Annotated in this window: 19 protein-coding genes and 1 tRNA gene; 9 read left to right on the forward strand and 11 right to left on the reverse strand. The window is 60.9% G+C overall.

What is annotated here, in order from left to right:
- Position 1: 1 nt before the first annotated feature.
- Positions 2–77 (forward strand) — tRNA-Gly (locus DK870_RS28505).
- 38 nt (positions 78–115) lie between these two features.
- Here DK870_RS28505 and DK870_RS28510 read toward each other — a convergent pair.
- Positions 116–1600, reverse strand: coding sequence for a PLP-dependent aminotransferase family protein (locus DK870_RS28510; RefSeq protein WP_161550357.1), 1485 nt, complete (start codon positions 1598–1600; stop codon positions 116–118).
- A gap of 78 nt (positions 1601–1678) precedes the next feature.
- Here DK870_RS28510 and DK870_RS28515 point away from each other — a divergent pair, with 78 nt between their 5' ends.
- Positions 1679–3334 carry a M24 family metallopeptidase gene (locus DK870_RS28515; RefSeq protein ID WP_161550358.1) on the forward strand — a complete coding sequence of 552 codons (1656 nt, stop codon included), beginning with the start codon at positions 1679–1681 and terminating at the stop codon, positions 3332–3334.
- Between the two features lie 29 nt (positions 3335–3363).
- On the opposite strand, the gene DK870_RS28520 is transcribed toward DK870_RS28515, so the two are convergent.
- The 6 genes from DK870_RS28520 to DK870_RS28545 form a co-directional block, all read right to left on the reverse strand.
- Positions 3364–5103, reverse strand: a complete 1740-nt coding sequence (locus tag DK870_RS28520; RefSeq protein ID WP_161550359.1) for a dipeptidase — start codon at positions 5101–5103, stop codon at positions 3364–3366.
- A gap of 209 nt (positions 5104–5312) precedes the next feature.
- Entirely contained in the window at positions 5313–6530 is a 1218-nt protein-coding gene (locus DK870_RS28525; RefSeq protein WP_161550360.1) for a phospholipase D-like domain-containing protein, read from the reverse strand.
- Between the two features lie 55 nt (positions 6531–6585).
- Positions 6586–7233 carry a MotA/TolQ/ExbB proton channel family protein gene (locus DK870_RS28530; RefSeq protein WP_060757007.1) on the reverse strand — a complete coding sequence of 216 codons (648 nt, stop codon included), beginning with the start codon at positions 7231–7233 and terminating at the stop codon, positions 6586–6588.
- Positions 7234–7250: 17 nt separating this feature from the next.
- On the reverse strand, positions 7251–9533 hold the full coding sequence (locus DK870_RS28535; RefSeq protein ID WP_161550361.1) for a TonB-dependent receptor: 2283 nt from the start codon (positions 9531–9533) through the stop codon (positions 7251–7253).
- Between the two features lie 24 nt (positions 9534–9557).
- Entirely contained in the window at positions 9558–10292 is a 735-nt protein-coding gene (locus DK870_RS28540; protein ID WP_161550362.1) for an energy transducer TonB, read from the reverse strand.
- 2 nt (positions 10293–10294) lie between these two features.
- A complete protein-coding gene (locus DK870_RS28545; protein ID WP_060757004.1) occupies positions 10295–10702 on the reverse strand; it encodes a biopolymer transporter ExbD in 408 nt (135 codons plus the stop codon).
- A gap of 189 nt (positions 10703–10891) precedes the next feature.
- On the opposite strand from DK870_RS28545, the gene DK870_RS28550 reads away from it, so the two are divergent.
- Positions 10892–11446, forward strand: a complete 555-nt coding sequence (locus tag DK870_RS28550) for a GNAT family N-acetyltransferase (protein ID WP_090365907.1) — start codon at positions 10892–10894, stop codon at positions 11444–11446.
- Positions 11443–13017 (forward strand): alkaline phosphatase D family protein, encoded by a 1575-nt coding sequence (locus tag DK870_RS28555; RefSeq protein WP_161550363.1) that lies wholly within the window; start codon positions 11443–11445, stop codon positions 13015–13017. The genes DK870_RS28550 and DK870_RS28555 overlap by 4 nt, the downstream gene beginning before the upstream one ends.
- On the opposite strand, the gene DK870_RS28560 is transcribed toward DK870_RS28555, so the two are convergent.
- The gene (locus DK870_RS28560; protein WP_104995949.1) at positions 13014–13640 is read right to left on the reverse strand and encodes a hypothetical protein; all 627 of its coding nucleotides are present in this window, start codon (positions 13638–13640) and stop codon (positions 13014–13016) included. The two genes, DK870_RS28555 and DK870_RS28560, sit on opposite strands and share 4 nt — an antisense overlap.
- A 90-nt stretch (positions 13641–13730) precedes the next feature.
- Between DK870_RS28560 and DK870_RS28565 the strand changes: the two genes are divergently transcribed.
- Entirely contained in the window at positions 13731–14663 is a 933-nt protein-coding gene (locus DK870_RS28565; protein ID WP_090365903.1) for a LysR family transcriptional regulator, read from the forward strand.
- A 274-nt stretch (positions 14664–14937) separates the two neighbouring features.
- Here DK870_RS28565 and DK870_RS28570 read toward each other — a convergent pair whose 3' ends face one another.
- Together DK870_RS28570 and DK870_RS28575 are read right to left on the reverse strand one after the other, a co-directional pair.
- Complete coding sequence (locus tag DK870_RS28570) at positions 14938–15345, reverse strand: PA2817 family protein (protein WP_060756949.1); 408 nt, start codon at positions 15343–15345, stop codon at positions 14938–14940.
- Positions 15346–15420: 75 nt separating this feature from the next.
- The gene (locus DK870_RS28575; protein ID WP_161550364.1) at positions 15421–17868 is read right to left on the reverse strand and encodes an acyl-CoA dehydrogenase; all 2448 of its coding nucleotides are present in this window, start codon (positions 17866–17868) and stop codon (positions 15421–15423) included.
- A gap of 190 nt (positions 17869–18058) precedes the next feature.
- Here DK870_RS28575 and DK870_RS28580 point away from each other — a divergent pair, with 190 nt between their 5' ends.
- From DK870_RS28580 to DK870_RS28595, 4 genes are all read left to right on the forward strand, one after another.
- Positions 18059–18718 carry a transglutaminase family protein gene (locus DK870_RS28580; protein WP_161550365.1) on the forward strand — a complete coding sequence of 220 codons (660 nt, stop codon included), beginning with the start codon at positions 18059–18061 and terminating at the stop codon, positions 18716–18718.
- 56 nt (positions 18719–18774) lie between these two features.
- Entirely contained in the window at positions 18775–19392 is a 618-nt protein-coding gene (locus DK870_RS28585; protein WP_104995951.1) for a glutathione S-transferase family protein, read from the forward strand.
- Positions 19393–19524: 132 nt separating this feature from the next.
- On the forward strand, positions 19525–20457 hold the full coding sequence (locus tag DK870_RS28590) for an ABC transporter ATP-binding protein (RefSeq protein WP_060756953.1): 933 nt from the start codon (positions 19525–19527) through the stop codon (positions 20455–20457).
- A complete protein-coding gene (locus DK870_RS28595; protein ID WP_060756954.1) occupies positions 20454–21233 on the forward strand; it encodes an ABC transporter permease in 780 nt (259 codons plus the stop codon). The genes DK870_RS28590 and DK870_RS28595 overlap by 4 nt, the downstream gene beginning before the upstream one ends.
- Positions 21234–21361: 128 nt before the next feature.
- Here the strand turns inward: DK870_RS28595 and DK870_RS28600 are convergent, their stop codons facing one another.
- On the reverse strand, positions 21362–21907 hold the full coding sequence (locus DK870_RS28600; RefSeq protein WP_161550366.1) for a TetR/AcrR family transcriptional regulator: 546 nt from the start codon (positions 21905–21907) through the stop codon (positions 21362–21364).
- Positions 21908–21988 lie beyond the last annotated feature (81 nt).

Raw genomic sequence — 21988 nt, forward strand, 5'->3', positions numbered from 1 at the left:
TGCGGGAATAGCTCAGTTGGTAGAGCACGACCTTGCCAAGGTCGGGGTCGCGAGTTCGAGTCTCGTTTCCCGCTCCATATTCAATGAAAACGCCGATCAGCAATGATCGGCGTTTTTATTTGTGCGCGTTAAGCACCCTTGCCAGTCGCTGCGTGGCTTGACGGATCTCATCCCGATCCAGTGAGGCAAAACCCAGGCGCAGGGCATTTTCCGGCAGGTTCATCGGCGAAAACTGACGGGCGCTACGCACCACGATGCCCTGGTCCTGGGCGGCGTTGACCCGTTGATCGACGTCGGTGTCATCCTCGAACCGCACCCAGAGCGCGAGGCCACCCTCCGGCTCGCGTACCCGGATACGGTCGCCAAATGCCTCCTGCAGGCAGCTCTGCAGCACCTCCCGACGCGCGGCGTATTCTTTTGAAACGCGGCGCAGGTGTTTCTTCAATTCGCCCTGGTTGATCAGGTCGGCCAGCATCTTCTGCGCGACCGCGTCGCTGTCTCCCACCACCAATGCCGCGCTCCTCTGCAGCACTTCAATCACGCTGGCGGGGGCGACGACGTAGCTGCAACGAAAGGTTGCGCCCAACGCTTTGGATAACGAGCCAATATAGATCACATGACGTTGTGCGTGATCACTGGCCAACGGCAAGTACGGCCGCCCGTTGAAATGGTATTCGTGGTCGTAGTCTTCTTCGATCACGCAGAAATTGTGCTGCGCCGCCAGTGCCAGCAGCTGTTGTCGACGTGCTGCATGCAGGCTCACGGTGGTGGGGAATTGATGGTGCGGCGTGAGGTAAATCATCCTCACGTTGTGCATGTGGCATAACCGCTCGATGTGGTCCGTTCGGCAGCCTTCGTCGTCCATATCGACCATGACCAGTTGCGCACCGAGCTTGCGGAAGATTTCCCACGCGGGGGGATAGCTCAAGCGTTCTACCAGCACCACGTCACCCGGTTGGATCAGCAGGCCGGCGGTCAGGAACAGCGATACCTGAGTGCCTGGGGTCAGGCAGATATTCTCGGCGTTGACGGCCAACCCACGGTTATTGCGCAACATCTGCGCCAATGCGCAACGCAATTCATAGCCGGTGCCTTCGCTACCATAACGCACGCAGTTGGACGTAAAGCTGTTGCGCAGCGCGTTGCGGTAGTAGCGATGCAGCACGGCCTGGGGCAGCAAGCGGTGGTCGCAGGCGCCGTTATCGAAAAACAGCGCGTCGTGCCGATGTTGCAGGGCGATCACCTGGGCGTTCTGGGTGAAGTACGCGACGTTCGCTTGTTCCAGCAATGGCGGGGCAAAAGACTGTTGTGCGCCGCGAGGCGTTGGCGTGGGCGCCAGTTGCGTATTGACGAACGTCCCACGTCGCGGCTCGCTGATCAGCCAGCCTTTGGTCAGGGCTTCTTCATAGGCCAGGATGACCGTCTTGCGGTTGACGTCGAGCAACTGCGCCATTTCTCGCGTACCCGGCAGCAGCGTGCCCGGTGACAGGCGCCCGTCGACGATCGCAGCCACCAGGCCCTCGGCGATCTTGCGATAGGAGGCTTGGCGGGTGTTCTCATCCAACTTGAGCAACGGGCGCCATTTACGCATCTGGACCATCTGAAGTATCCAAAACTGGAGGTTTCTAATGGGCCTAGTCTAGCGCAACAATCAAGCCTCACTTACCCCGAGGTCTTTATGAATACACGCCATGTCATCGAACTCGCCCCCTCGGGGGAAACCTTTGAAGCCGGTGACGAGCTATTGCTGGACGCGATGCTCGCCAGCGGCCTGTCCGTACCGTTTTCCTGCCGTCGCGGCGCGTGCGGATCCTGCAAGGTCATCGTCACTGCGGGGCACTATCGGGCCAAGTCACTGGCGCCCGGCGCCCCTGCGCCATGCTTCCCCTTGGCGGCCAATGAAATGCTGTTGTGCCAAAGCCACGCGTGCGCCGATATGCGCCTGGAAATTCCCGGCTGGTCGCTGGACACGCCCGCGCTGGTTGTCGAGGCGACGGTGCTGGGCAAGCGCGCACTCAGCGCCGATATCACGGAGTTGGTCCTGATACCGGATAAGCCATTGGCCGTGCGGCCGGGCCAGTACCTCAAATTCCGTCTGGTCGGCGGTGACTCGCGCTGCTTCTCGATCGCCAACCTGCCGGCCGAAGGCGATGGGCGCCTGGTGTTTCAGATTCGCCGGGTGCGCGGTGGGCTGTTTTCCGAGACGCTTCTGGATGACCTCGAGGCCGGCGATCTGTTGCCGTTGGAAGGGCCTTTTGGTGCCTGTACCTGGCAGGACAATGCCGCTGCGCCTGTGGTCTTGTTCGCCACGGGCACCGGCTACGCGGGTATCAAGCCGATCCTGCTGACCGCCCTGCAACAGGATGTGCCGGTGACGTTTTACTGGGGCGGCGCACAGGCGGCAGATTTCTACGACCGCGCATTCCTGGATCAGGCGGTCATCGACTCTGCGAATTTTCATTGGCACCCGGTACTGGCAACCGAGGGCAGGGTGCAGGAGGTTGCGCTGAGCCATGGGCACGCCTGGGAGGCGGCTCAGGTGTATGCCTGCGGCAACAGCGTAATGATCAACCAGGCGCGTGCAGCTTGCCTGGACGCGGGCTTGTCGGCCCATCGGTTTATCGCAGAGGCCTTTGTGCCCAGTGGCCAGTCCGGCGCCGATACGCTGCTCGACAACCTGGATCAAACCTGGGAAAAAGTCGGGCCGCGCTATTCCCTCGACGGCATGCTCGCGGCACGTGAGAAAAGCGTGCGTGCACTGGCCGCGATCGCCAGTCAACTGAAGGTGGGCATGACCACGGGCGCCGCCCTCGAAATGGCCGCCCAGCAACTGCAGGCCATGGGTGCCTCACATACCTGGCACCCCACCTACATCCGCTTTGGCGATGATACGGTGCGCCCATCCCGGGAGGGCATCGACCCGCTGCGCACATTGCGCCCCAGCGACATCGTGGTGGTGGACCTTGGCCCGGTCTGGGACGGCTATGAAGGCGACTACGGCGATACCTTTGTCTTCGGCGAGGCGCCGTTGCACCTGGAGTGCCGCAAGGTTTTGCATGAAGTCTTCGATGAAACCCGCGAAGCCTGGCTGCGAGGCATGACCGGCTGTGAACTGTATGACTTTGCCGAACGCCGCGCCGTGGACAAAGGCTGGCGGCTGTCACGCAACCTTGCAGGCCACCGCATTGCGGATTTTCCCCATGCATTGTTCGGGAACAAGGAATTGGCTGACTTGGCTATCACCCCCAGCGAAATGGTGTGGGTGCTGGAGATCCAGCTTTGTCACCCCGTGCTGCCAATCGGTGGCTTCTTCGAAGATATCCTGATGCGTTGAGCCCGCCGTTGCGGCGGGCTCAAATCGCCTCAGAGCTTGGGCAGTTGCCCGACGCGGCCCATCATTTCGGTGACGATCTGCAGGTCGAGCAGGAACTGGTCGACGCTCTTGAACTCGCCGTCCGTGTGCCCGGTGTATTTGACTTCCGGGCGCGCCAGGCCGAATTGCACGCCATTGGGCAATTCGTGCACGGAGGTCGCGCCGGCCGAAGTGCCGAACTTGTGTTCCATGCCCAGGTTTTCGCTGGCCACGGCGAGCAGGGCTTTCACCCATTCGCCTTCAGGGTTGCGGTACATCGGCTCGGCCACCGAGTAGGTAAAGTCCACCTTGACCTTGGATTGCTTGTCCCAGGCGCTGAGCTTGTCGGCGATTTCGGCCTTGAGCACTTCCGGTGTCTTGCCCTTCGGCACGCGCAGGTTCACCGCCAGTTTGAAGGCTTTGGCATCCTGGCCGACAAAGGTCAGCGAGGTGGTCAGCGGCCCCATGAAAGCGTCGGAGAAGCCCACGCCCAATTTGCCGCCCAGGTAATCCAGGCCCCAGTTGTCGGCGGCATATCGCGCGGCGTCGGTGATGTGGTTGTGTTTGAGGGCAATCTTGCCGTCCAGGCTGTGGATCAGCACCAGCATGCGCGCCACCGGGTTCACACCGGATTCCGGTTCAGAGGAGTGAGCGGACACGCCGGTCACCGTCAGCTTGACCTCGTTGCCGACCACTTTGGCCGCCACCTCGAAGTCGCCGCCATTCTGCTTGGCGTATTCAACGCCGGCTTTTTCCAGGCTGGCCGCCAGTTCAGCCGGCTTGTCGCTGACCAGAGTGGCCACCGATACCGAAGGAATCTGGTTGGTGGCCATGCCACCGGTCATCGAAATGATCTCGGCGCCTTTGCCTTCACCTTTGCGCACCGGGAAGGTCGCCATCACCGTGCCGTAGCCTTTCTCGGCAATCACCACCGGGTAGCCGCCATCCAGCGCCAGGTTGTATTGCGGAACCGGGTTGTGTTCGAAGTAGTACGGGATCGCATCGCCGGAGGTTTCTTCAGTCGTGTCCACCAGCAACTTGAAGTTGCGCGCCAGCGGCAGTTTTTCTTCCTTGATCACTTTCATAGCGTACATGGCCACGACGATGCCGTTCTTGTCATCCTCGGTGCCACGTCCATACATGCGGTCGCCGATCAGCGTGACCTTGAACGGATCGAGTTTGGTGCCGTCCTTGAGCACCCAGTTTTCCGGCGTTACGGGCACCACGTCGGCGTGGGCGTGGATGCCCACCACTTCGTCACCGCTGCCTTCCAGGGTGATTTCATAGACGCGGTTGTCGACGTTGCGGAAATTCAGATTGAACGCTTTGGCCAGGCTTTGGATCTTGTCGGCGATCTTGAGGAATTCCGGGTTCTTGTACTGCGGCAGGCCATCGACATTGAACGTCGGGATCTCCACCAGCTCGCGCAGGGTTTCCAGGGCGGCCTTGCCGTACTTCACCCGCGTATAAATGCCGAGCAGACGATTGATTTCGTTCTGCTGGTCGGCGCTCAGCGGTTTGTTGCCCAGGAAGGTCTCGATGGCCGGGCCGACATCATCGGTTTTCGCCAGCTCGCCCTTGGACAGGGTGCCGAGGAAACCCCGGAAATCGGTGGCCGGCGCTTCGTTGAAATGCTTGATGATCGTCGCGCTTTGTTCGGCGCTGAGGTTGGCGAGAGCGGATGTGGCGACTGCCGAGAGGCTGGCTGCGAACAGGGTGGCGGCCACCAGTTTTTTGAGTGGAAAGTGCATTGTCAGAGGCATTCCTTTGCAGATAGTGAGTAAGAGGTTTCTGATCAATAAGTCAGAAACATTTCTACACACTACCATCACCAAGGTCGCTATAGGGAGGCCTTGGTGTGGGAAATATCGTACTCAGGTGTCAGGACAATAAAGACTCAAATGTGGGAGGGGGCTTGCCCCCTCCCGTAAGGGGGGGAGGCGTTGAATCACATTTCAGGTCAAGGCTTGCCTGGGTGCGGCTCCGGATACTGAGCCATGACCTCCAGCGCCTTGGCATACGGCCCATCCCACAACTGCTCATGCAACTCGCCAATTCGCTTGGCCATCGCATTGTCGTGCATCACCACTTCCAGGTTGCGCGAGTTGTCGAAATACCCGCCGAGCCAGTTGCTCGTGCCGACCCACGCCACTTGCCCGTCGATCTCCATGGTCTTGCTGTGGATCACCCGCGCATAGGGGATAAAGCCTTGTTTAGCCTCGGGCAGCGTGACGATCTTGATCTCGACGTTCGGCAATACGGCCAGGCTTTTGAGATAGGGCAGTTCCAGCGTGTCGGTGTTCCAGTTGGACACCATCAATTTGATCGACACCCCACGTGCGGCGGCGGCGCGTACGGCGTTGTCGATCACGGCGTAGTAGGGGCGGGTGCGATCCGGTCCGTAGGATAACGGCGCATAGTCCAGCAGTTGCACGCGTACTTCCTTCTTTGCCTCGCTCAGCAGGCGTGGCAGCTCCAGTTGTGAATCGCCCACGCCCGGTGGGTTGTAGCGTTGCGGGCTGGCGACCAGGTAGTTGCCGGTGCGCGCAGGTTCCTGGCCGGTGACCGGCAGGGGCACGGGTTTGTGGTCGGCGAGGGCGGCCTGGGCTTTCCAGTCCTGGTTGAAGATCGCCTGGACCTGGCTCACCACGGTCGCATCGCTGATGCGCAGGCCGGTTTCGTGGATATGTTCCAGTGAACGCCAATCGAAATTCTGGCTACCGACAAACGCCTGTTTACCGTCCACCACCAGGTATTTGGCGTGGATGATGCCGCCGCTCACTTGCCCGTAGGGCAATACGCGAAAGGTCAGGTTGGGAATCGCGCGCAAGCGTTCCAGCGTGGAGGCTTCCGATAACTTGATGCCTTTTTCTTCAAGCAGGAAGCGAATCTTCACACCGCGTTTGCCGGCGGCTTCCAGATGTTGGATCACGGTGTCCATCACTGAGCCTGGGTGGTCGGCGGCGTAGAACTGGCCGATATCAATGGTCGTTGTCGCACCGTCGAACAGTTCGATCCACACCGGACCAGGCTGGCGCAGGTCAGCCGTGCCCAACGCAGCATCCACCGGTACGGTGTGCACCAGTTCAAACCCCGGAATTGAAAAGTCCGCTTGGGCAAGCGGACTGAGGAGCACGCCGGCGAGGCCTGCGATACGCAATTTCATGGATAGGTGCATGGGCATCTCATCGAACAGAAAGAACGGCGGGCGCATCGTGCGCCCGCCCTGAAGGTCATGCCGTGCGGGTGTGCAGCGGCGTCGGCACCAGGTGCGGGACTTCACCCTGGACACGGGCGCCGGTGGCGGCGCGGATCAGCAGGATCTTCAACTGATCGTTGATGCGCTCCAGGCTGTCCTGGAAGAAGTTATGGAACACCACGCAGAACAGCGCAATGGCAATCCCCAGGCCGGTGGCGAACAAGGCCGTACCGATACCACCGGAGATCTGACCCGGGTCGGATACGCCGGCCGTGGCCAGTGCCTTGAAGGTGTCGATGATGCCCAGGATGGTGCCCAACAGGCCCAGCAGCGGCGCGGCGGTGGTGATGGTCTCGATGATCCACAGGCTGCGCGACAGCGGTGCACGGGTCTTGAGGTACTGGGTGTCGATCTCGTCGTCCAGGTCCTTGCGCGAACCATGGGCGGCCTTCTGTGCCAGGATCGGCAGTACCATGTTCAGCGGCAGGCTGGCGCGGCGGGTCAGCGCCTGCGGCAGGTCGCGTTCGCTGTGCACGTTGGCACCGAGCACTTCGGTCAAGGCACGTGCCTGGCGACGCACATAGGCGAAGTAGATGCCGCGTTCGATGGTGATAAAGATGGCAATCGCCATGGCGGCGTACATTACATAAAAGGTGATGGCGTGAAGCAGGTTCATGTCCATGATCTGTAGCCTCGCAATTAGAAGTTCGCTTCCAGGGAAACCGTGACGGTACGGTCCAGGCCCACGATGTAAGCCGGGTCGCCATCGCGGAAGCCGCTGTAGCTCGCCGAGTTGGTCTTGGTGGTGTACACGCCGTCCAGGTATTTCTTGTCGAACAGGTTGTCGACGTTCAGGCGCAGGGTCGCGTCCTTGACCACTTTCTTGTCCACCGGCAGGTAGATACCGGCGCCGAGGTTGAACACGGTGCGGCCGGAGATGGATTCATCGTTGGTCAGGTCGCCATAGAGCTGGCTGGTGTATTTGCCGCCGAAGGTGCCGTAGAAGCGCCCATCGTCATAACCGATGTTGGCTGCCAGCATGTTCTTGGGCACGTTGGCGAACTGCTTGCCGCTGGTGGGCAATACGATGGCTTTGCCTACGTTGTAGACGGTCAGGTCATCTTGCTGTTCGGCCTTGGTGTAGGTGTAGGAGGTGTAGTAGTTGAAGTGGTTAGGCAGCAGGCCGCTCCATTCCAACTCCAGGCCTTTGTTGTTGACGGAACCGGCGTTGATGTCGGCGAAGTCGCCGTTGACGTCCTTGGACGAGACCTGGCGGTTCTTGAACTGCATGTAGAACAGGGTGGCGGCCAGGGTCATGTCGTCGGCGGTGTAGCGCCAGCCCAGTTCGTGGTTCCAGCTGGTTTCCGGCTTGGAGTTGATCGAGTCGGCGCCTTTGTCGTACAGCACATAGTTCTGCGGTACGCGCATGTTGCGCGACAGGCTGTAGAACAACTGGTCACGTTCATCGAGCTGGTATTTCAGGCCCGCGTTGGGCAGCAGCTTGTTGTAGGTCTGGTTACGCTTTTCCGGTTGTTCGGTGAGGCTGCCATGGTTGGTGCCGTCGCGCTCGACGTTCATGTAGGCAAGGCCGGCTATCAGGGTCCAGTCCGAATTGATGAACCAGGTGTCCTGGGCCCAGACTTTTTGCGCCGGGGTCACGGTGAAGCGGTCGCGACCCTGAACGGTGTTGCCGTTGGCGTCGACCACGGACGTTCCATCCGGCCAGGTGTCGCTTGGCTTGCCGCTGTTCTTGAGGGCAATGAACGGTTGGGTCTGGCTCTGGCGTGCGCGCTCGTACCAGTAGCCGAATTGCAGGCTGTGGTCGCCCAGGTCCCAGTTCAGTTTGGTGGTGATGCCCGGGCGCCAGGTCTGGGTGCGTGAAGGGCGATAGTAGACGCCGGTTGTCGAGGAGCCATCGGCATTGTACTGGGCGGCGGTTGGCAGGTTGCCCAGATCGAAAACGCCGCCCTGGTTGGAGCCACGGTTCAGCGCATAGGAAGAGGAACCGACACCGCTGCCATTACCCCAGTAGTAATACGGGATGACCGAAAGCGACAGGTTGTCGGCCAGCTTGAACTGGGTGTTGAGCACGCCGGTAAAGGTCTGGAACGGGTTCTGCGCCAGGGCGTAGTAGTTGTTGACCTTGCCGTTGCTGCCCAGGGCCGGCGTCGCGGCGTACGGGTCGTATTTGCGGCCGTACTGCTGGAACTGCGCCTTGGTCAGCTGGCTGTAACTGTTGTTGTCCTGCTCGTGGTACTTGAGGATCAGGTTCGCGGTGTTGCCGTTACCGGCGTCGAAGAAGCTGTTCCACTCCACTTTGTCCGCGCGCACGGCGCCCGAGCCCCGCCACATATCGCCTTCGGTGTGGGACACCGAGAGCCAGTTGCTCAGGCCGTTGACCTCGCCGGTGTTGAGGCGGGCGAAGGTCTTGCGGGTGGCGTTGCTGCCCACGACCTGTTTGACGAACGCCCCGGTTTCCTTGGTCGGGCGGATCGTCACGATGCCGATGTTGCCGCCGCTGGAACCGATATGCGGGCCGTCCGCCTCCGAGGAACCCTGGGTGACGAAGATCTGGTCGATGTTTTCCGGGTCGCCCAGCAGGTTGGAGTACAGCGCGTAGTTGCCGGAGTCGTTGATCGGCATACCGTCCACCGACATGCCCACCTGGTCGGAGTTCATGCCGCGCATGGTAAAGCGGAAACCGGAGAGGCCGGTGTTGTCTTCGCTGGAGATGTTCAGCCCCGGCGTGTACTTGAGTTTGTCGATGGCGTTGCCGGTGGCGGTTTGCTTGTCCAACGCTTCCTTGGTGATGGTCGAGCGGCCCTTGGCGCTTTCTTCCGGGACCATGTAACCGCCCCCAGCGGTCGCCTTGCCCTGTACGCCAATCGTCCCGACGTCACTGTCGCTGGTGGCTGCCATGGCCCAGCCCTGGGTCATGCTCGTTGCGGCAACGAGTGCCAGATGAATACGTGTGAACCTCATCACTGTCGTCCTGGTGTCGGGTGCTTATTGCACGCTGTAGTTGAAGGTGGCGGTGAAGCGTTGCTCGTTGCGTCCACCGAAGGCTTGTTCGGGGAACGGCTTGACCTGCTTGATGCGGCGCAGGCTATTGGTAGCGGCCCGGTTGAGCAGCATGCTCGGTGCCGGGGTCTGGATCCCGGAGTCGAGGACGCGGCCTTGTCGATCCACCATCAGCCAGACCACCACCTCGCCACTGGGGCGCTCGAGGGACGCCTGGCGCCCGGTGGGGTATTGCTTGTAAGTGTCCAGCTCGTTGCGCAGCCCCTTGAGGTAACCCCCTTCCAATGCCTGGCCATCCACCTTGGGCGGTGCCGGTGGCGCGGGCGGTGCGGGTGTCGGTGCGACGGCGGCCTGCACCGGCTTGGCGGCGACGGGGGCTACTGGCGCGGGTGCGGGCGTTGGCTTGGCGGCCACCACGGGTTTGGGTTTGGGCACCGGCTTGGGCTTGGGTTCAGGTTTGGGCAGCGGCTTGGGCGGTGGTGGCGGTGGAGCCGGTTCGGCTTCTTCATCCTCGATTACCGGTGGTGGCGGTTCTTGCTCCACCACGGGTTCAGGCACCACCTCGGGCTCCGGCTCGACCAGGGCAAGCTCGACCGCCGATTCATCGTACTGAGGCTGGATCTTCAGGGGCTGGGACTGGATGCCCAAGGCAATCAGCACCAGGGCGATCAGGGCCGGGACACTGCCCAGCAGCTGACGCGCACGAAACAATACATACATGGTCAGGACTTACGCGTGGCGATGGAAACGGAGGTAAAGCCACCCTGGCGCAGGGTGTCCATCACTTCCACCAGGCGCGCAACCTCGACGCCTTTGTCGCTGTTGACGATGATCGTCGACTTGGTATCGGGCTTTTCAGCGGCCTTCAGGGCCGGTACCAAGGCGTCGACCGTGAGGTCTTTGCCGTCGAGTTGCAGTTGGCCTGCCAGGCCCAGCGTCAGGATGAATTTGTTCTGCGGCTTGAGTTGTTGCGAGCTGCTGGCGCTGGGCAACTGCGTCTTCATGCCGAGTGCCGGAATCACGTTCAGACTCACCAGTACGAAAAACACCAGGAGGAACATCATCACGTCGATCATTGGGATCAACTCGATGTGTGCCTTGCGTTTCTTGGGTTCATCCCAGGTTCTCATTCCGTTACCCCGTTATTGAATTAGGGGCGACACGCTAACAGTCAAAAATGACCGAACGGTTAACAAAAATTTACGGTTTGAAGGCTCTAGGACGAGTCTTTCAGAAGAGTTACCTTGCAGTTTTGTGACGTAATGAAATTGACACGAAGGCCATACACTCTTGTGCATTTATTTCGCGAGCCGCCCCGTATGTCGACTGAACTGCCTCATTTGTCCACGCCGCGTTTACTCCTGCGGGCACTGGAGCCGGACCAGGCCGAGATACTCTCCACACTCGCCAACGGGCCGAAAATCGCGGATAACACCGCCAATATTCCAGTGCCTTACACGTTGGAAACTGCGCAGCTTTTTATTGCCGGGAGCGCAGAAAAATATCGTGCCGGCGAGTTGCTGAGCCTGGGCATGCATGTCCAGGCAACCGGCGAATTGATCGGTATCGTCAGCCTGCGTATCAACTCTCGACATCACTATGGACACCTCGGCGGATGGGTGGCGGCGCACTGTCGCAATCAGGGTTATGCCGCGGAAGCGGCGAGTGCAGTGACCGACTTCGGCTTCGTCGAACTGGGGTTGCAACGGGTGGGCAGCCAGTGCTTTGGTCGCAACCAGGAGTCGGCGCGGGTCATGGAGAAAATTGGACTGCGCTATGAGGGCTGCCTGCGTCAGGCGTTTCTCAAAAATGGCGTGTATGAGGACTTGCTCGGGTTTGCCACCGTGCGTGACGACTGGGAGCGCCGGTTGTGAGCGGCGCAGTGGACCATGGCCGCCGCCGGGTACTCTCCGGGCTGGCGGTGGCGACGGCGTTTTCGATCCTCAGCCCCTTTGCGCGCAGTGCCGGGGTGGACTATCCGTTTACCCTGGGCGTGGCATCGGGTGACCCGTTGCCGGATGGTTTTGTGATCTGGACGCGCCTGGCGCCCGTGTTCAATGCCGTGGATGGACGCGGTGGGTTGAGCCGCGCCGTGCCGGTGCGTTGGAGGGTGGCCAGTGATGCGGCGATGAAGCGCATCGTCAAGCAGGGCGAGGTGATGGCGACCGAACGGTTTGCCCACTCAGTGCATGTCGAGGTCGCGGGGCTGGAAGCGGGCAGGCCGTATTGGTACCAGTTCGAAGGGCTTGGGGCACAGAGCCCGGTAGGGCGGGTGAATACGGCGCCGCCCTTACAGGCTATGGCTGCGGCGCGGGTGGGGTTTGTGTCTTGCTCGCATTGGGAACGCGGGTATTTCAGCGCCTACCGCCACCTCGCGGCCGAGCAACCGGACCTGGTGTTTTTCCTCGGCGACTACATCTACGACAGTTCCTACGCGCCGGACTCGGGCAAGATCATTCGCCCCCACGGCAGTGGCAACGCAGTAAGCCTGAGCGATTACCGCAACCGCTACGCGCTGTACAAAACCGACCCGGACCTACAGGCCTTGCACGCCGCCGCGCCCAGCGTGGCGACCTGGGATGACCACGAGGTACAGAACGACTACGCCAATCGCTGGTCCCAGGACCCGAAAATACCGGTGGGGCAATTCCTGCAACAACGGGCGGCGGCCTACCAAGCCTTTTACGAGCATATGCCACTGCGCGCCGGCAGCGTGCCCAGAGGTCCGGATATGCGCATCTATCGGCGCCTGGACTACGGCCGACTGGCGCGCTTCCATGTACTGGATGGGCGCCAGTACCGCTCGGAACAGCCCTGCATTCTCGCCAACGGCAGTCACCAGGGGCATGTCGCCGACAATACGTGCACGGACTTGCGCGCACCCAATCGCACTATGCTCGGTTGGGAGCAGGAAGCCTGGCTGGATCGAGGGTTCGCCGAGTCGCGGGCGCAGTGGAACGTCATCGCCCAGGACCTGCTGGTGGCACCGCTGACTCAACGCGACCTGACCAACCACAAGCCCGGACGCTGGACCGATGGGTGGGACGGCTATATGGCCAACCGCGAGCGCATGTTGGCGTCGATTCAACGCCGACGGGTGAAAAACCCGGTGTTTTGGGGCGGCGATATCCACTCGTTCTGGACCACGGATCTGCACGCTGACGCCAGTGACCCGGACTCGCCCGTTGTCGCCACCGAATTCGTCGGCACCTCAGTGACGTCCGACGGTCCACCGTTCGATGCCTTCACGCAGATCCTGCCGCTCAATCCCCATGTGAAGTTCTTTGACAGCCGTCAACGTGGCTACGTATCGGTGGCGCTGGAAGAGCAGAAGATGGTGACTAACTTCAGGGTGATCAGCGACCCGCGCGACCCCAGCGCCACGCTCTCGACCCTTAAGTCGTTTGTGGTGGAGCCGGGACGAGCGGGGGCGATTGCGCTTTAATCCAGGCTGTAGCGTACCGACAGCGCGCCTTTCTTTTCCGACAGGGCCAGGATCTTTACCTGGCCCAGTTCGCTCAGCGATTGCACATGTGTGCCGCCACAGGCATACGGCGGCAACTCGCCGAACCCGACTTCCCGCGTGCCGTCTTCCAGCGTCATGTGACGGGCATAGTCAGCGGCGATCCATTGCTCGATCTGCCGCTGAATCAACTCGGGATCCATGGCTTGCGCTGTCTCCCCGCGGATAAAGGTGATTTTGCCTTCACCCGGCCAGTGATGCGCCTTGATCGGCATCCAGCCCAGGCTTTCCCCGGCATTACCGATCAGATGCCCGGCGGAATGCAGGCGCGTGTGCAGGGCACGGCGTTGTTCGTCGACCCGTGCGATGACGGCTCCCAGTGCCACGGGTTTATCGACGTAGTGAACGAGGCGGTCGGCTTCCTGGATAACACGCAGTACGGCGCTCTCACCGAGCCAACCGGTGTCGTGCGGCTGGCCACCGCCCTGGGGATGAAAAATCGTCGATTGCAAGGTGACTGCAAACTGATCTTCGTGCGGTGTACAGGCGAGCACTTCAAGTTCGGCTGTCAGATGGTCGTGAGTAAAGAATAGGCGCTCGGTCATGGGGTTACATCCGCATCAGGGTTCTGTGAGCAGTATAAATAGTGCTCGGATGGGTGATAATCCGTTCAAATATCAATGGACCTGTGCGTCATGAGCATCAATCTTCCTTTGCCGTTGCTGGGCGAAATGGCGATTTTCGTCAAGGTGGTCGAAACCGGCAGCTTCTCTGAGGCTGCGCGGCAACTGAGTGTTTCACCCTCGGCGGTGAGCCGCAGCATCTCGCGCCTGGAGCAAGCCCTGGCCACTAGGCTTCTGCAACGTACCACGCGCAAGTTGCGCTTGAGCGAGGGGGGTGAAGAGGTTTTCAAGCGCTGCCGGGAGATGGTCAGCGCGGCGCGTTCGGTGATGGAAATCAGCGGCCAATTCACTCATGAGGCGGAGGGCCTGGTGCGGGTCAGCGTGCCCAAGGCGGTGGGGCGGTTTGTGGTGCACCCACATATGCCGGAGTTTTTGCGGCGCTACCCCAAGGTGGATGTGCAGTTGATCCTCGAAGACCGGCATGTCGACCTGATCGATGACAACGTCGACCTGAGTATCCGCATTACCGACAGCCCGCCGCCGGGCCTGGTGGGGCGGCAGTTGTTGCCCATTGAGCATTTATTGTGCGCTACGCCGCACTATCTGGCTGAGCAGGGGACGCCGCTGCACCCCCATGATTTGCTGGAACACAGTTGCATTTACCTGGGTGAAACCCCGGGGGATTCCCGTTGGAAATTCCGCCAGGGCAGCAAGGCTGTGACCGTCGGCGTGCGTGGGCGCTACGCGGCGAACCATACCGGGGTGCGTCTGGACGCCGTGTTGCAGCATGTGGGGATTGGCAGCTTGCCGTACTTCACTGCGCGACATGCGTTGGAGGCGGGGCGCTTGGTGCAGGTGTTGCCGGAGTGGGATTTTATTGCGTCCTACCACGGCGAGGCGTGGTTGCTGCATTCGCCGACGCGCTATCTGCCGCCGAAGTTGCGGGTGTTTATTGATTATCTGGTGGAGTGCATGGCGACGGAGCCGACATTGCGTCGACGGTAGGAACAGGGTCCGAAAGGTGGGAGCGGGCAAGCCCTAATGCCAGTCAGTCAAATGGTGGATGTAGAACACATCATCCGTAGTGAGCGGGCTTGCCCCGCGCTGGGTGGCGCAGCCGCCCCAAACCCGGGCGCCTCGGTCCTTCTGAATTACCGTGGCGTCTTTGTTGGGGCGGCTGCGCCACCCAGCGCGGGGCAAGCCCGCTCACTACAGAGTTTGGTCGTGGCAGGTCCTCTTAACTGACTGGCATTAGGGCAAGCCCGCTCCCACCTGAAGATCAGTGCTTGCTCTGGTCCTGAGGCATGGAAAGCAGCTGCTTTTCCTGGTTCCAGTCGAACGGTTCGTCGTTCTGTTCGGCCTCATAGCGACGCTCTTCCAGGGCCTGGTACATGTCCAGTTCTTCGTCGGGCATGAAGTGCAGGCAATCGCCGCCGAAGAACCACAGCAGGTCGCGTGGCACCAGATGGGCAATTTGCGGGTAGCGCAGGATGACCTGACTCATCAGGTCCTGGCCCAGGTACTGGCTTTCGATGGGGTCGACCGGCAGCAGGGCGCGCAGTTCGTCGAAACGCTCCAGGAACAGCGCATGGCTTTCCTCAGGCACCTGTTCGGCTTCGCCGACGGCAACCAGGATGCTGCGCAGGTGGTCGAGCAAGACGAGATGATCGGCAACGGCGTTGGACACGAGATAAGTCCTCTAAAGCAAAAACGGGCGCGAGAGTATATAGCTCAAGCGCCCGTAATTATATGACCGCCCGACTCAGCGGACTTTACCCTCAGCCTGGGCCAGCTCTTCCTTGCTGAAATCGTCCACGTCGATCACCTTGCGTCGCGCGGCTTCAGCCTCACGCAGCGTCTGCGCTTCGGCGGCCTGAAGGACGCCTGCGTTCAGCGCGGCATCGATGACATGCTCGCCCGCAGCGGGTTTGACCTGGCCGCTTTTGAGCGCGGTGTGCAGTTTTTTCTGCAAGGGCTGGCCGGCACCGAGCAGGTCGTAGGCGTGTTGCAGTGCGCCCACCGGATCCTCCGCCGATTGTGGGCGGTAGCAGCCGGCCAGCAACTCCTCCAGGGTCGGGTCGCCCTTGGCCCGGCCGATCACCGCGGCCACTTCGGCATCCAGCGCATCGGAAGGCCCGGTATGGCGACGCCCGAACGGGAACACGATCACCCGCAACAGGCAACCGAGCACTTTGTTCGGGAAGTTGCTCAACAGTTGATCCAGTGCGCGCTCCGACTGGCCGAGGCTTTCTTCCATGGCCCAGGCGAACAGCGGCTCCAGGTGATCCGGCGAATCGAGGTCGTGATAACGCTTGAGCGCGGCCGATGCCAGGTACATATGGCTCAGCACATCGCCCAGGCGTGCCGACAAGCGTTCACGACGTTTCAACTCGCCGCCGAGCAGCATCATGCTCAAGTCGGCGAGCAGGGCGAACGCGGCGGCCTGGCGGTTCAAGGCGCGGAAGTAACCCTGGCTCAAGCGGTTGCCCGGGGCCTTCTCGAAATGCCCCACACCAAGGTTCAGTACCAGCGTGCTGGCGGCGTTGCTCACGGCAAAGCCGATGTGCTGCAGCAGCAGGCCATCGAACTCCTTGAGAGCCTGGTCATGGTCTTCGCGACCGGCCAGGGCCATTTCCTTGAGCACGAACGGATGGCAGCGAATGGCGCCCTGGCCGAAGATCATCAGGTTGCGCGACAGGATATTCGCGCCTTCCACGGTGATGAAGATCGGCGCGCCCTGCCAGTTACGGCCCAGGTAGTTGTTCGGGCCCATGATGATGCCCTTGCCGCCGTGCACGTCCATGGCGTGGCTGATGCACTCGCGACCGCGTTCGGTGAGGTGGTACTTGAGGATCGCCGACAGCACCGAAGGTTTTTCCCCCAGGTCCACGGCGTTGGCGGTGAGCATGCGTGCGCTGTCCATCAGCCAGGCGTTACCGCCGATACGCGCCAGGGCTTCCTGGATACCTTCGAAGGCCGACAGCGGCACGTTGAACTGCTCACGTACCTGAGCGTACTGGCCGGTCACCAGGCTGGTGAACTTGGCGGCGCCGGTGCCCACGGCAGGCAGCGAGATCGAACGGCCAACCGACAGGCAGTTCATCAGCATCATCCAGCCTTTGCCGAGCATTTCCTGGCCACCGATGAGGTATTCCAGGGGGATGAACACATCCTTGCCGGAATTGGGACCGTTCATGAACGCGGCACCCAGGGGCAGGTGACGGCGGCCGATTTCGACGCCGGGGGTGTCGGTGGGGATCAGCGCGAGGCTGATGCCCAGGTCTTCTTCTTCGCCCAGCAGATGATCCGGGTCATACGCCTTGAAGGCCAGGCCGAGCAGCGTCGCGACCGGGCCCAGGGTGATGTAGCGTTTTTCCCAGTTCAGGCGCAGGCCGAGGGTTTCCTTGCCTTCCCATTCTCCCTTGCAGATCACACCGGTGTCGGGCATGGCGCCGGCGTCGGAGCCGGCCAGCGGGCCGGTGAGGGCGAAGCAGGGGATGTCATCGCCACGGGCCAGGCGTGGCAGATAGTGGTTGCGCTGCTCGTCGGTGCCGTAATGCAGCAGCAGTTCAGCCGGGCCGAGGGAGTTGGGCACCATCACCGTCGAGGCCAGGTCGCCGCTGCGCGTGGCCAGCTTCATCGCCACCTGGGAATGGGCATAGGCGGAGAAACCCTTGCCGCCGTACTCCTTGGGAATGATCAGCGCAAAGAAACCGTGGGTCTTGATGTGCTCCCAGGCGGCGGGCGGCAGGTCCATGGCCTGGCCGATTTCCCAGTCGCTGACCATGGCGCAGAGTTCTTCGGTGGGGCCGTCGATAAACGCTTGTTCTTCTTCGGTCAGTTGGGCCTTGGGGTAGGCCAGCAACTTGTCCCAGTCGGGGCGGCCGCTGAACAGTTCGCCATCCCACCACACGGTGCCGGCGTCAATGGCGTCGCGCTCGGTCTCGGACATCGGTGGCAGGACTTTCTGGAACCAGTTGAACAGTGGCTTGGTGAAGTATTGACGACGCAGGTCGGGCAGCAGCAGGGGGGCGGCGACTGCCGCGATCAATACCCAGAAGATCAGCAACAGCCAGCCCGGCGCGTGGCTCCAGGCGCCCATCGCCAGCAGGTAGACGGCGACCACGCCCAGGGCGGGCAGGGGCGCGGTGCGGCGGTGTGCCAGGTAGGCAATGCCGAGCACTAGAACCAGTATCCACAACAACAGCATATTCAATCCTCCGTGAAACCAGGGGCGAAACCACCTTGGAGCTTAGTCGGCATCCGAAAAAGCGCGGTGATCAGGGTGTAACGAGTTGTATTGGGAGCACCATCACCAGGCGCCGACATTTGGCCGAATCGTCGTTATCTCCAGGGCAGACCTGTCGTTAAACTCCAGGCATGTCTCGGAGATAACGCTTATGGATACGTACCTGCGTCCCAGCCGCTTCATCGATAGTGACCACCCTGCGGTGGTGGAGTTCGCCGAAAAACATCGGGGTCCGAGCGCGGATCCGCGTGACCAGGCAGTCAGTCTTTACTACGCCGTGCGTGAGGCGATTCGCTACAACCCTTACACCTTCAGCCGCGATCCCGGCAGCTTGAAAGCCAGCTTCGCCCTGGCCACCGGCGAGAGCTATTGCGTGCCCAAGGCTACCCTGCTCGCCGCGTGTGCTCGCCATTGCGGTATCCCGGCGCGCATCGGCCTGGCGGATGTGCGTAATCATCTGTCGACTCCCCGCCTGATCGCGCTGCTCAAGAGTGATGTATTCGCCATGCATGGCTACACCGAGTTGTACCTGCGGGGCCGCTGGGTCAAGGCCACGCCGGCGTTCAACCAGCAACTGTGCGAGTTGTTCGATGTACCGCCGCTGGAGTTCGATGGCATTCACGACAGCATCTTCCACGCATTCAACCGTCAGGGCCGACGCTCGATGGAATATGTGCTGGACCACGGGCAGTTTCCGGACGTGCCCGAAGCGTTTTTCTTTGCCCACATCCAGCAGTGCTACCCACACCTGTTTAACGAGGACATGCCGCCCCTGCTGGGCGACATGCACAGCGATTCAAGCCGCGCGTGAACCGGCGTATGCTGCTGCATTCATCAAGCCATGTTCATCAACGATAAGGCGCGGTCATGCTGAAGATCTGGGGTCGTAAAAATTCATCAAACGTCAGGAAAGCACTGTGGTGCGCCGAGGAACTCGGCCTGGACTATGAGGCAATTGATGCGGGCGGGGCTTTTGGCGTGGTCGACACGCCGCAATATCGGGCAATGAATCCCAATGGCCGGGTACCGGTGATCGAAGACGGTGATTTTGTGCTGTGGGAATCCAACACCATCGTGCGTTACCTGTGCGCCAAGCATGCGTCGGCGTTTTACCCGAGCGACGTGCAAGCCCGCGCCAACGCCGAAAAGTGGATGGACTGGACCACCTCGACCCTCGCCGAGCCGTTCAAGGCAGTGTTCTGGGGCATCGTGCGTACCCCGGCGGAAAAACAGAACTGGGACAGCATCAACGCTGGGCGCCAGGCCTGTATCGATGCTTTGGCTACCGTGGACAAAGCCCTGGCCGAGCAGCCTTATTTGTCCGGCCACGCATTCGGCATGGGTGATATCCCCCTGGGCTGCTTTATTTACGCCTGGTTCGAAATGCCTATCGAGCGTCCTGCAATGCCGCATCTGGAGGCTTGGTACCAGCGCCTGCAGCAACGCCCGGCGTACCGCAAAGCCGTGATGACTGCGTTGACTTAATACCTACTATTAATACGGGTGACTGTACTTGTGCGACGTGGGCACGCACCATGCCCGTGCATCGCAGGTTGAACTACCTGCGGTGCGCCCTCATCTATCTTGTCTATTCCCTTCTTTGGTGCGTAATCCGATATGAGTTCCGCTCTGTCCATCCGGCAGCTAACCAAAACCTACGGCAACGGTTTCCAGGCCTTGAGTGGTATCGATCTGGACGTCGCCGAAGGTGACTTTTTCGCCTTGCTCGGCCCCAACGGCGCCGGCAAATCCACGACCATCGGCATCCTCTCGACCCTGGTCAACAAGACCAGCGGCAGCGTGAATATCTTTGGTCATGACCTGGACAAATCCCCTGCGGCGCTCAAGCGTGCCATCGGCGTGGTGCCCCAGGAGTTCAATTTCAACCAGTTCGAAAAGACCTTCGACATCGTCGTGACCCAGGCCGGCTACTACGGCATCCCGGCGAAAGTCGCCAAGGAGCGCGCCGAGCAGTACCTCACCCAACTGGGCTTGTGGGACAAACGCGACGTGCCGTCCCGCTCGTTGTCCGGGGGTATGAAGCGTCGCCTGATGATCGCCCGTGCGCTGGTTCATGAACCGCGCCTGCTGATCCTCGATGAACCCACCGCGGGCGTGGACATCGAACTGCGTCGCTCGATGTGGACCTTCCTGACCGAGCTGAACGAGAAGGGCATTACCATCATCCTCACCACCCATTACCTGGAAGAGGCTGAGCAACTGTGCCGCAATATCGGCATCATCGACCACGGCACCATCGTCGAGAACACCAGCATGCGTAACCTGCTGGGCCAGTTGCATGTGGAAACCTTCCTGCTGGACCTGAAAAACAATCTGTCGGCGCCGCCGCAGTTGCTCGGTTACCCAAGCCGGCTGGTCGATGGCCACACGCTGGAAGTGCAGGTGGACAAGGCCATGGGCATCACTGCGCTGTTCACCCAGTTGGCGACTCAGAACATCGAAGTGCTGAGCCTGCGTAACAAAACCAATCGCCTTGAGGAGTTGTTCGTGTCCCTGGTGGAGAAAAATCTGGCGAAGGTGGCGGTATGAGTTCCGAACTGCAACCCAACCTCGTTGCTCTGCAAACCATCGTCTACCGCGAAGTGAAGCGCTTTACCCGGATCTGGCCGCAAACCCTGCTGCCGCCGGCGATCACCATGGTCCTGTACTTCGTGATCTTCGGTAACCTGATCGGTCGCCAGATCGGTGACATGGGCGGTTTTACCTACATGGAGTACATCGTGCCCGGGCTGATCATGATGTCGGTGATCACCAACTCCTACGGCAACGTGGTCTCCAGCTTCTTCGGCAGCAAGTTCCAGCGCTCCATCGAAGAACTGATGGTATCGCCGGTGTCGCCCCACACCATCCTGATCGGCTACACCCTGGGCGGCGTGCTGCGTGGCTTGATGGTCGGCGTGATCGTGACCTTGCTGTCGTTGTTCTTCACCCATCTGCAAGTGCATCACCTGGGCGTCACCCTGTTGGTGGTGGTGCTGACGGCGACGATCTTCTCGCTGCTGGGGTTTATCAACGCGGTCTTTGCACGCAACTTCGATGATATTTCAATCATCCCGACCTTCGTGCTGACGCCGCTGACTTACCTGGGCGGTGTGTTCTACTCCATTACCCTGCTGCCGCCGTTCTGGCAGACCGTATCGCTGGCCAACCCGGTGTTGCACATGGTCAACGCCTTTCGCTACGGCATCCTGGGGGTATCGGATATCAAGATCAGCGTGGCGATCACCTTTATGCTGATCGCTACCGTGGTGTTGTACATCGGTTGCGCGAGGCTGCTGGTGAGCGGGCGCGGTATGCGTACGTAAGGTCGAACACTGTAAAAATGTGGGAGGGGGCTTGCTCCCGATGGCGGTGTGTCAGTCAATCAATAAGGTGACTGATCCACCGCTATCGGGAGCAAGCCCCCTCCCACATTGGGTTGTGTAGATGGGCTTCAGGCCTTGAGCGCCAAGTCGATCAGCTCATGCAGCTCTTCAACCGGCAGTGGCGTGCTGGAAAACAGGCTGCGATACACCGTTGGCGCGGCAATCAGGTTCAGCAACCTGTCCAGTGTGGGTAACGGACCGACGGTGTCCTGGTACCGATCAAGAATAATCTGCAACTGGCCCATCAGAATGTGGGTGCAATAGTCCCTTGGGCGACTGCACTGCACGTCGCGCATCATATTGCGCCCCAGCTCCGAGCTCATTTCATCCAGGTATTGTTCGCCCCAGGCGCGCAGGTCGCCGCGCAGGCTACCGGTGTCGGCAGGTTCGCCGTCCGGGCGCAGGCGCTCCAGTGCCACATCGGCGAGCAGGGCGGACAGGTCGCCCCAGCGGCGGTAAATGGTGGACGGCGTGACGCCTGCCCGTGCCGCAATCATCGGCACGGTAACGCTGGAGCGCTCATGGGCTTCCAGCAATTCACGGGCAGCGCTGTGCACTGATTCTTGGACCCGGGCACTACGGCCTCCCGGGCGAAGGCCTTCTTTTATCGCCATGGCTAAAACCTTAACACAAAGAATTTGCTTTAAGCGCTTTCTGGTAGCACACTCCGAAAAAGCAAAATATTAGCTTTAGCG

Origin of the sequence: Pseudomonas sp. Q1 (assembly GCF_009935975.1) — a bacterium.
Taxonomy (GTDB): domain Bacteria; phylum Pseudomonadota; class Gammaproteobacteria; order Pseudomonadales; family Pseudomonadaceae; genus Aquipseudomonas; species Aquipseudomonas palleroniana.

Excerpts from the sequence above, each read along its gene's own strand:
- DK870_RS28510 (WP_161550357.1), bottom strand. The coding sequence starts at position 1,600 with ATGGTCCAGATGCGTAAATGGCGCCCGTTGCTCAAGTTGGATGAGAAC.
- DK870_RS28515 (WP_161550358.1), top strand. The coding sequence starts at position 1,679 with ATGAATACACGCCATGTCATCGAACTCGCCCCCTCGGGGGAAACCTTT.
- DK870_RS28520 (WP_161550359.1), bottom strand. The coding sequence starts at position 5,103 with ATGCACTTTCCACTCAAAAAACTGGTGGCCGCCACCCTGTTCGCAGCC.
- DK870_RS28525 (WP_161550360.1), bottom strand. The coding sequence starts at position 6,530 with ATGCACCTATCCATGAAATTGCGTATCGCAGGCCTCGCCGGCGTGCTC.
- DK870_RS28530 (WP_060757007.1), bottom strand. The coding sequence starts at position 7,233 with ATGGACATGAACCTGCTTCACGCCATCACCTTTTATGTAATGTACGCC.
- DK870_RS28535 (WP_161550361.1), bottom strand. The coding sequence starts at position 9,533 with ATGAGGTTCACACGTATTCATCTGGCACTCGTTGCCGCAACGAGCATG.
- DK870_RS28540 (WP_161550362.1), bottom strand. The coding sequence starts at position 10,292 with ATGTATGTATTGTTTCGTGCGCGTCAGCTGCTGGGCAGTGTCCCGGCC.
- DK870_RS28545 (WP_060757004.1), bottom strand. The coding sequence starts at position 10,702 with ATGAGAACCTGGGATGAACCCAAGAAACGCAAGGCACACATCGAGTTG.
- DK870_RS28550 (WP_090365907.1), top strand. The coding sequence starts at position 10,892 with ATGTCGACTGAACTGCCTCATTTGTCCACGCCGCGTTTACTCCTGCGG.
- DK870_RS28560 (WP_104995949.1), bottom strand. The coding sequence starts at position 13,640 with ATGACCGAGCGCCTATTCTTTACTCACGACCATCTGACAGCCGAACTT.
- DK870_RS28565 (WP_090365903.1), top strand. The coding sequence starts at position 13,731 with ATGAGCATCAATCTTCCTTTGCCGTTGCTGGGCGAAATGGCGATTTTC.
- DK870_RS28575 (WP_161550364.1), bottom strand. The coding sequence starts at position 17,868 with ATGCTGTTGTTGTGGATACTGGTTCTAGTGCTCGGCATTGCCTACCTG.
- DK870_RS28580 (WP_161550365.1), top strand. The coding sequence starts at position 18,059 with ATGGATACGTACCTGCGTCCCAGCCGCTTCATCGATAGTGACCACCCT.
- DK870_RS28585 (WP_104995951.1), top strand. The coding sequence starts at position 18,775 with ATGCTGAAGATCTGGGGTCGTAAAAATTCATCAAACGTCAGGAAAGCA.
- DK870_RS28590 (WP_060756953.1), top strand. The coding sequence starts at position 19,525 with ATGAGTTCCGCTCTGTCCATCCGGCAGCTAACCAAAACCTACGGCAAC.
- DK870_RS28595 (WP_060756954.1), top strand. The coding sequence starts at position 20,454 with ATGAGTTCCGAACTGCAACCCAACCTCGTTGCTCTGCAAACCATCGTC.
- DK870_RS28600 (WP_161550366.1), bottom strand. The coding sequence starts at position 21,907 with ATGGCGATAAAAGAAGGCCTTCGCCCGGGAGGCCGTAGTGCCCGGGTC.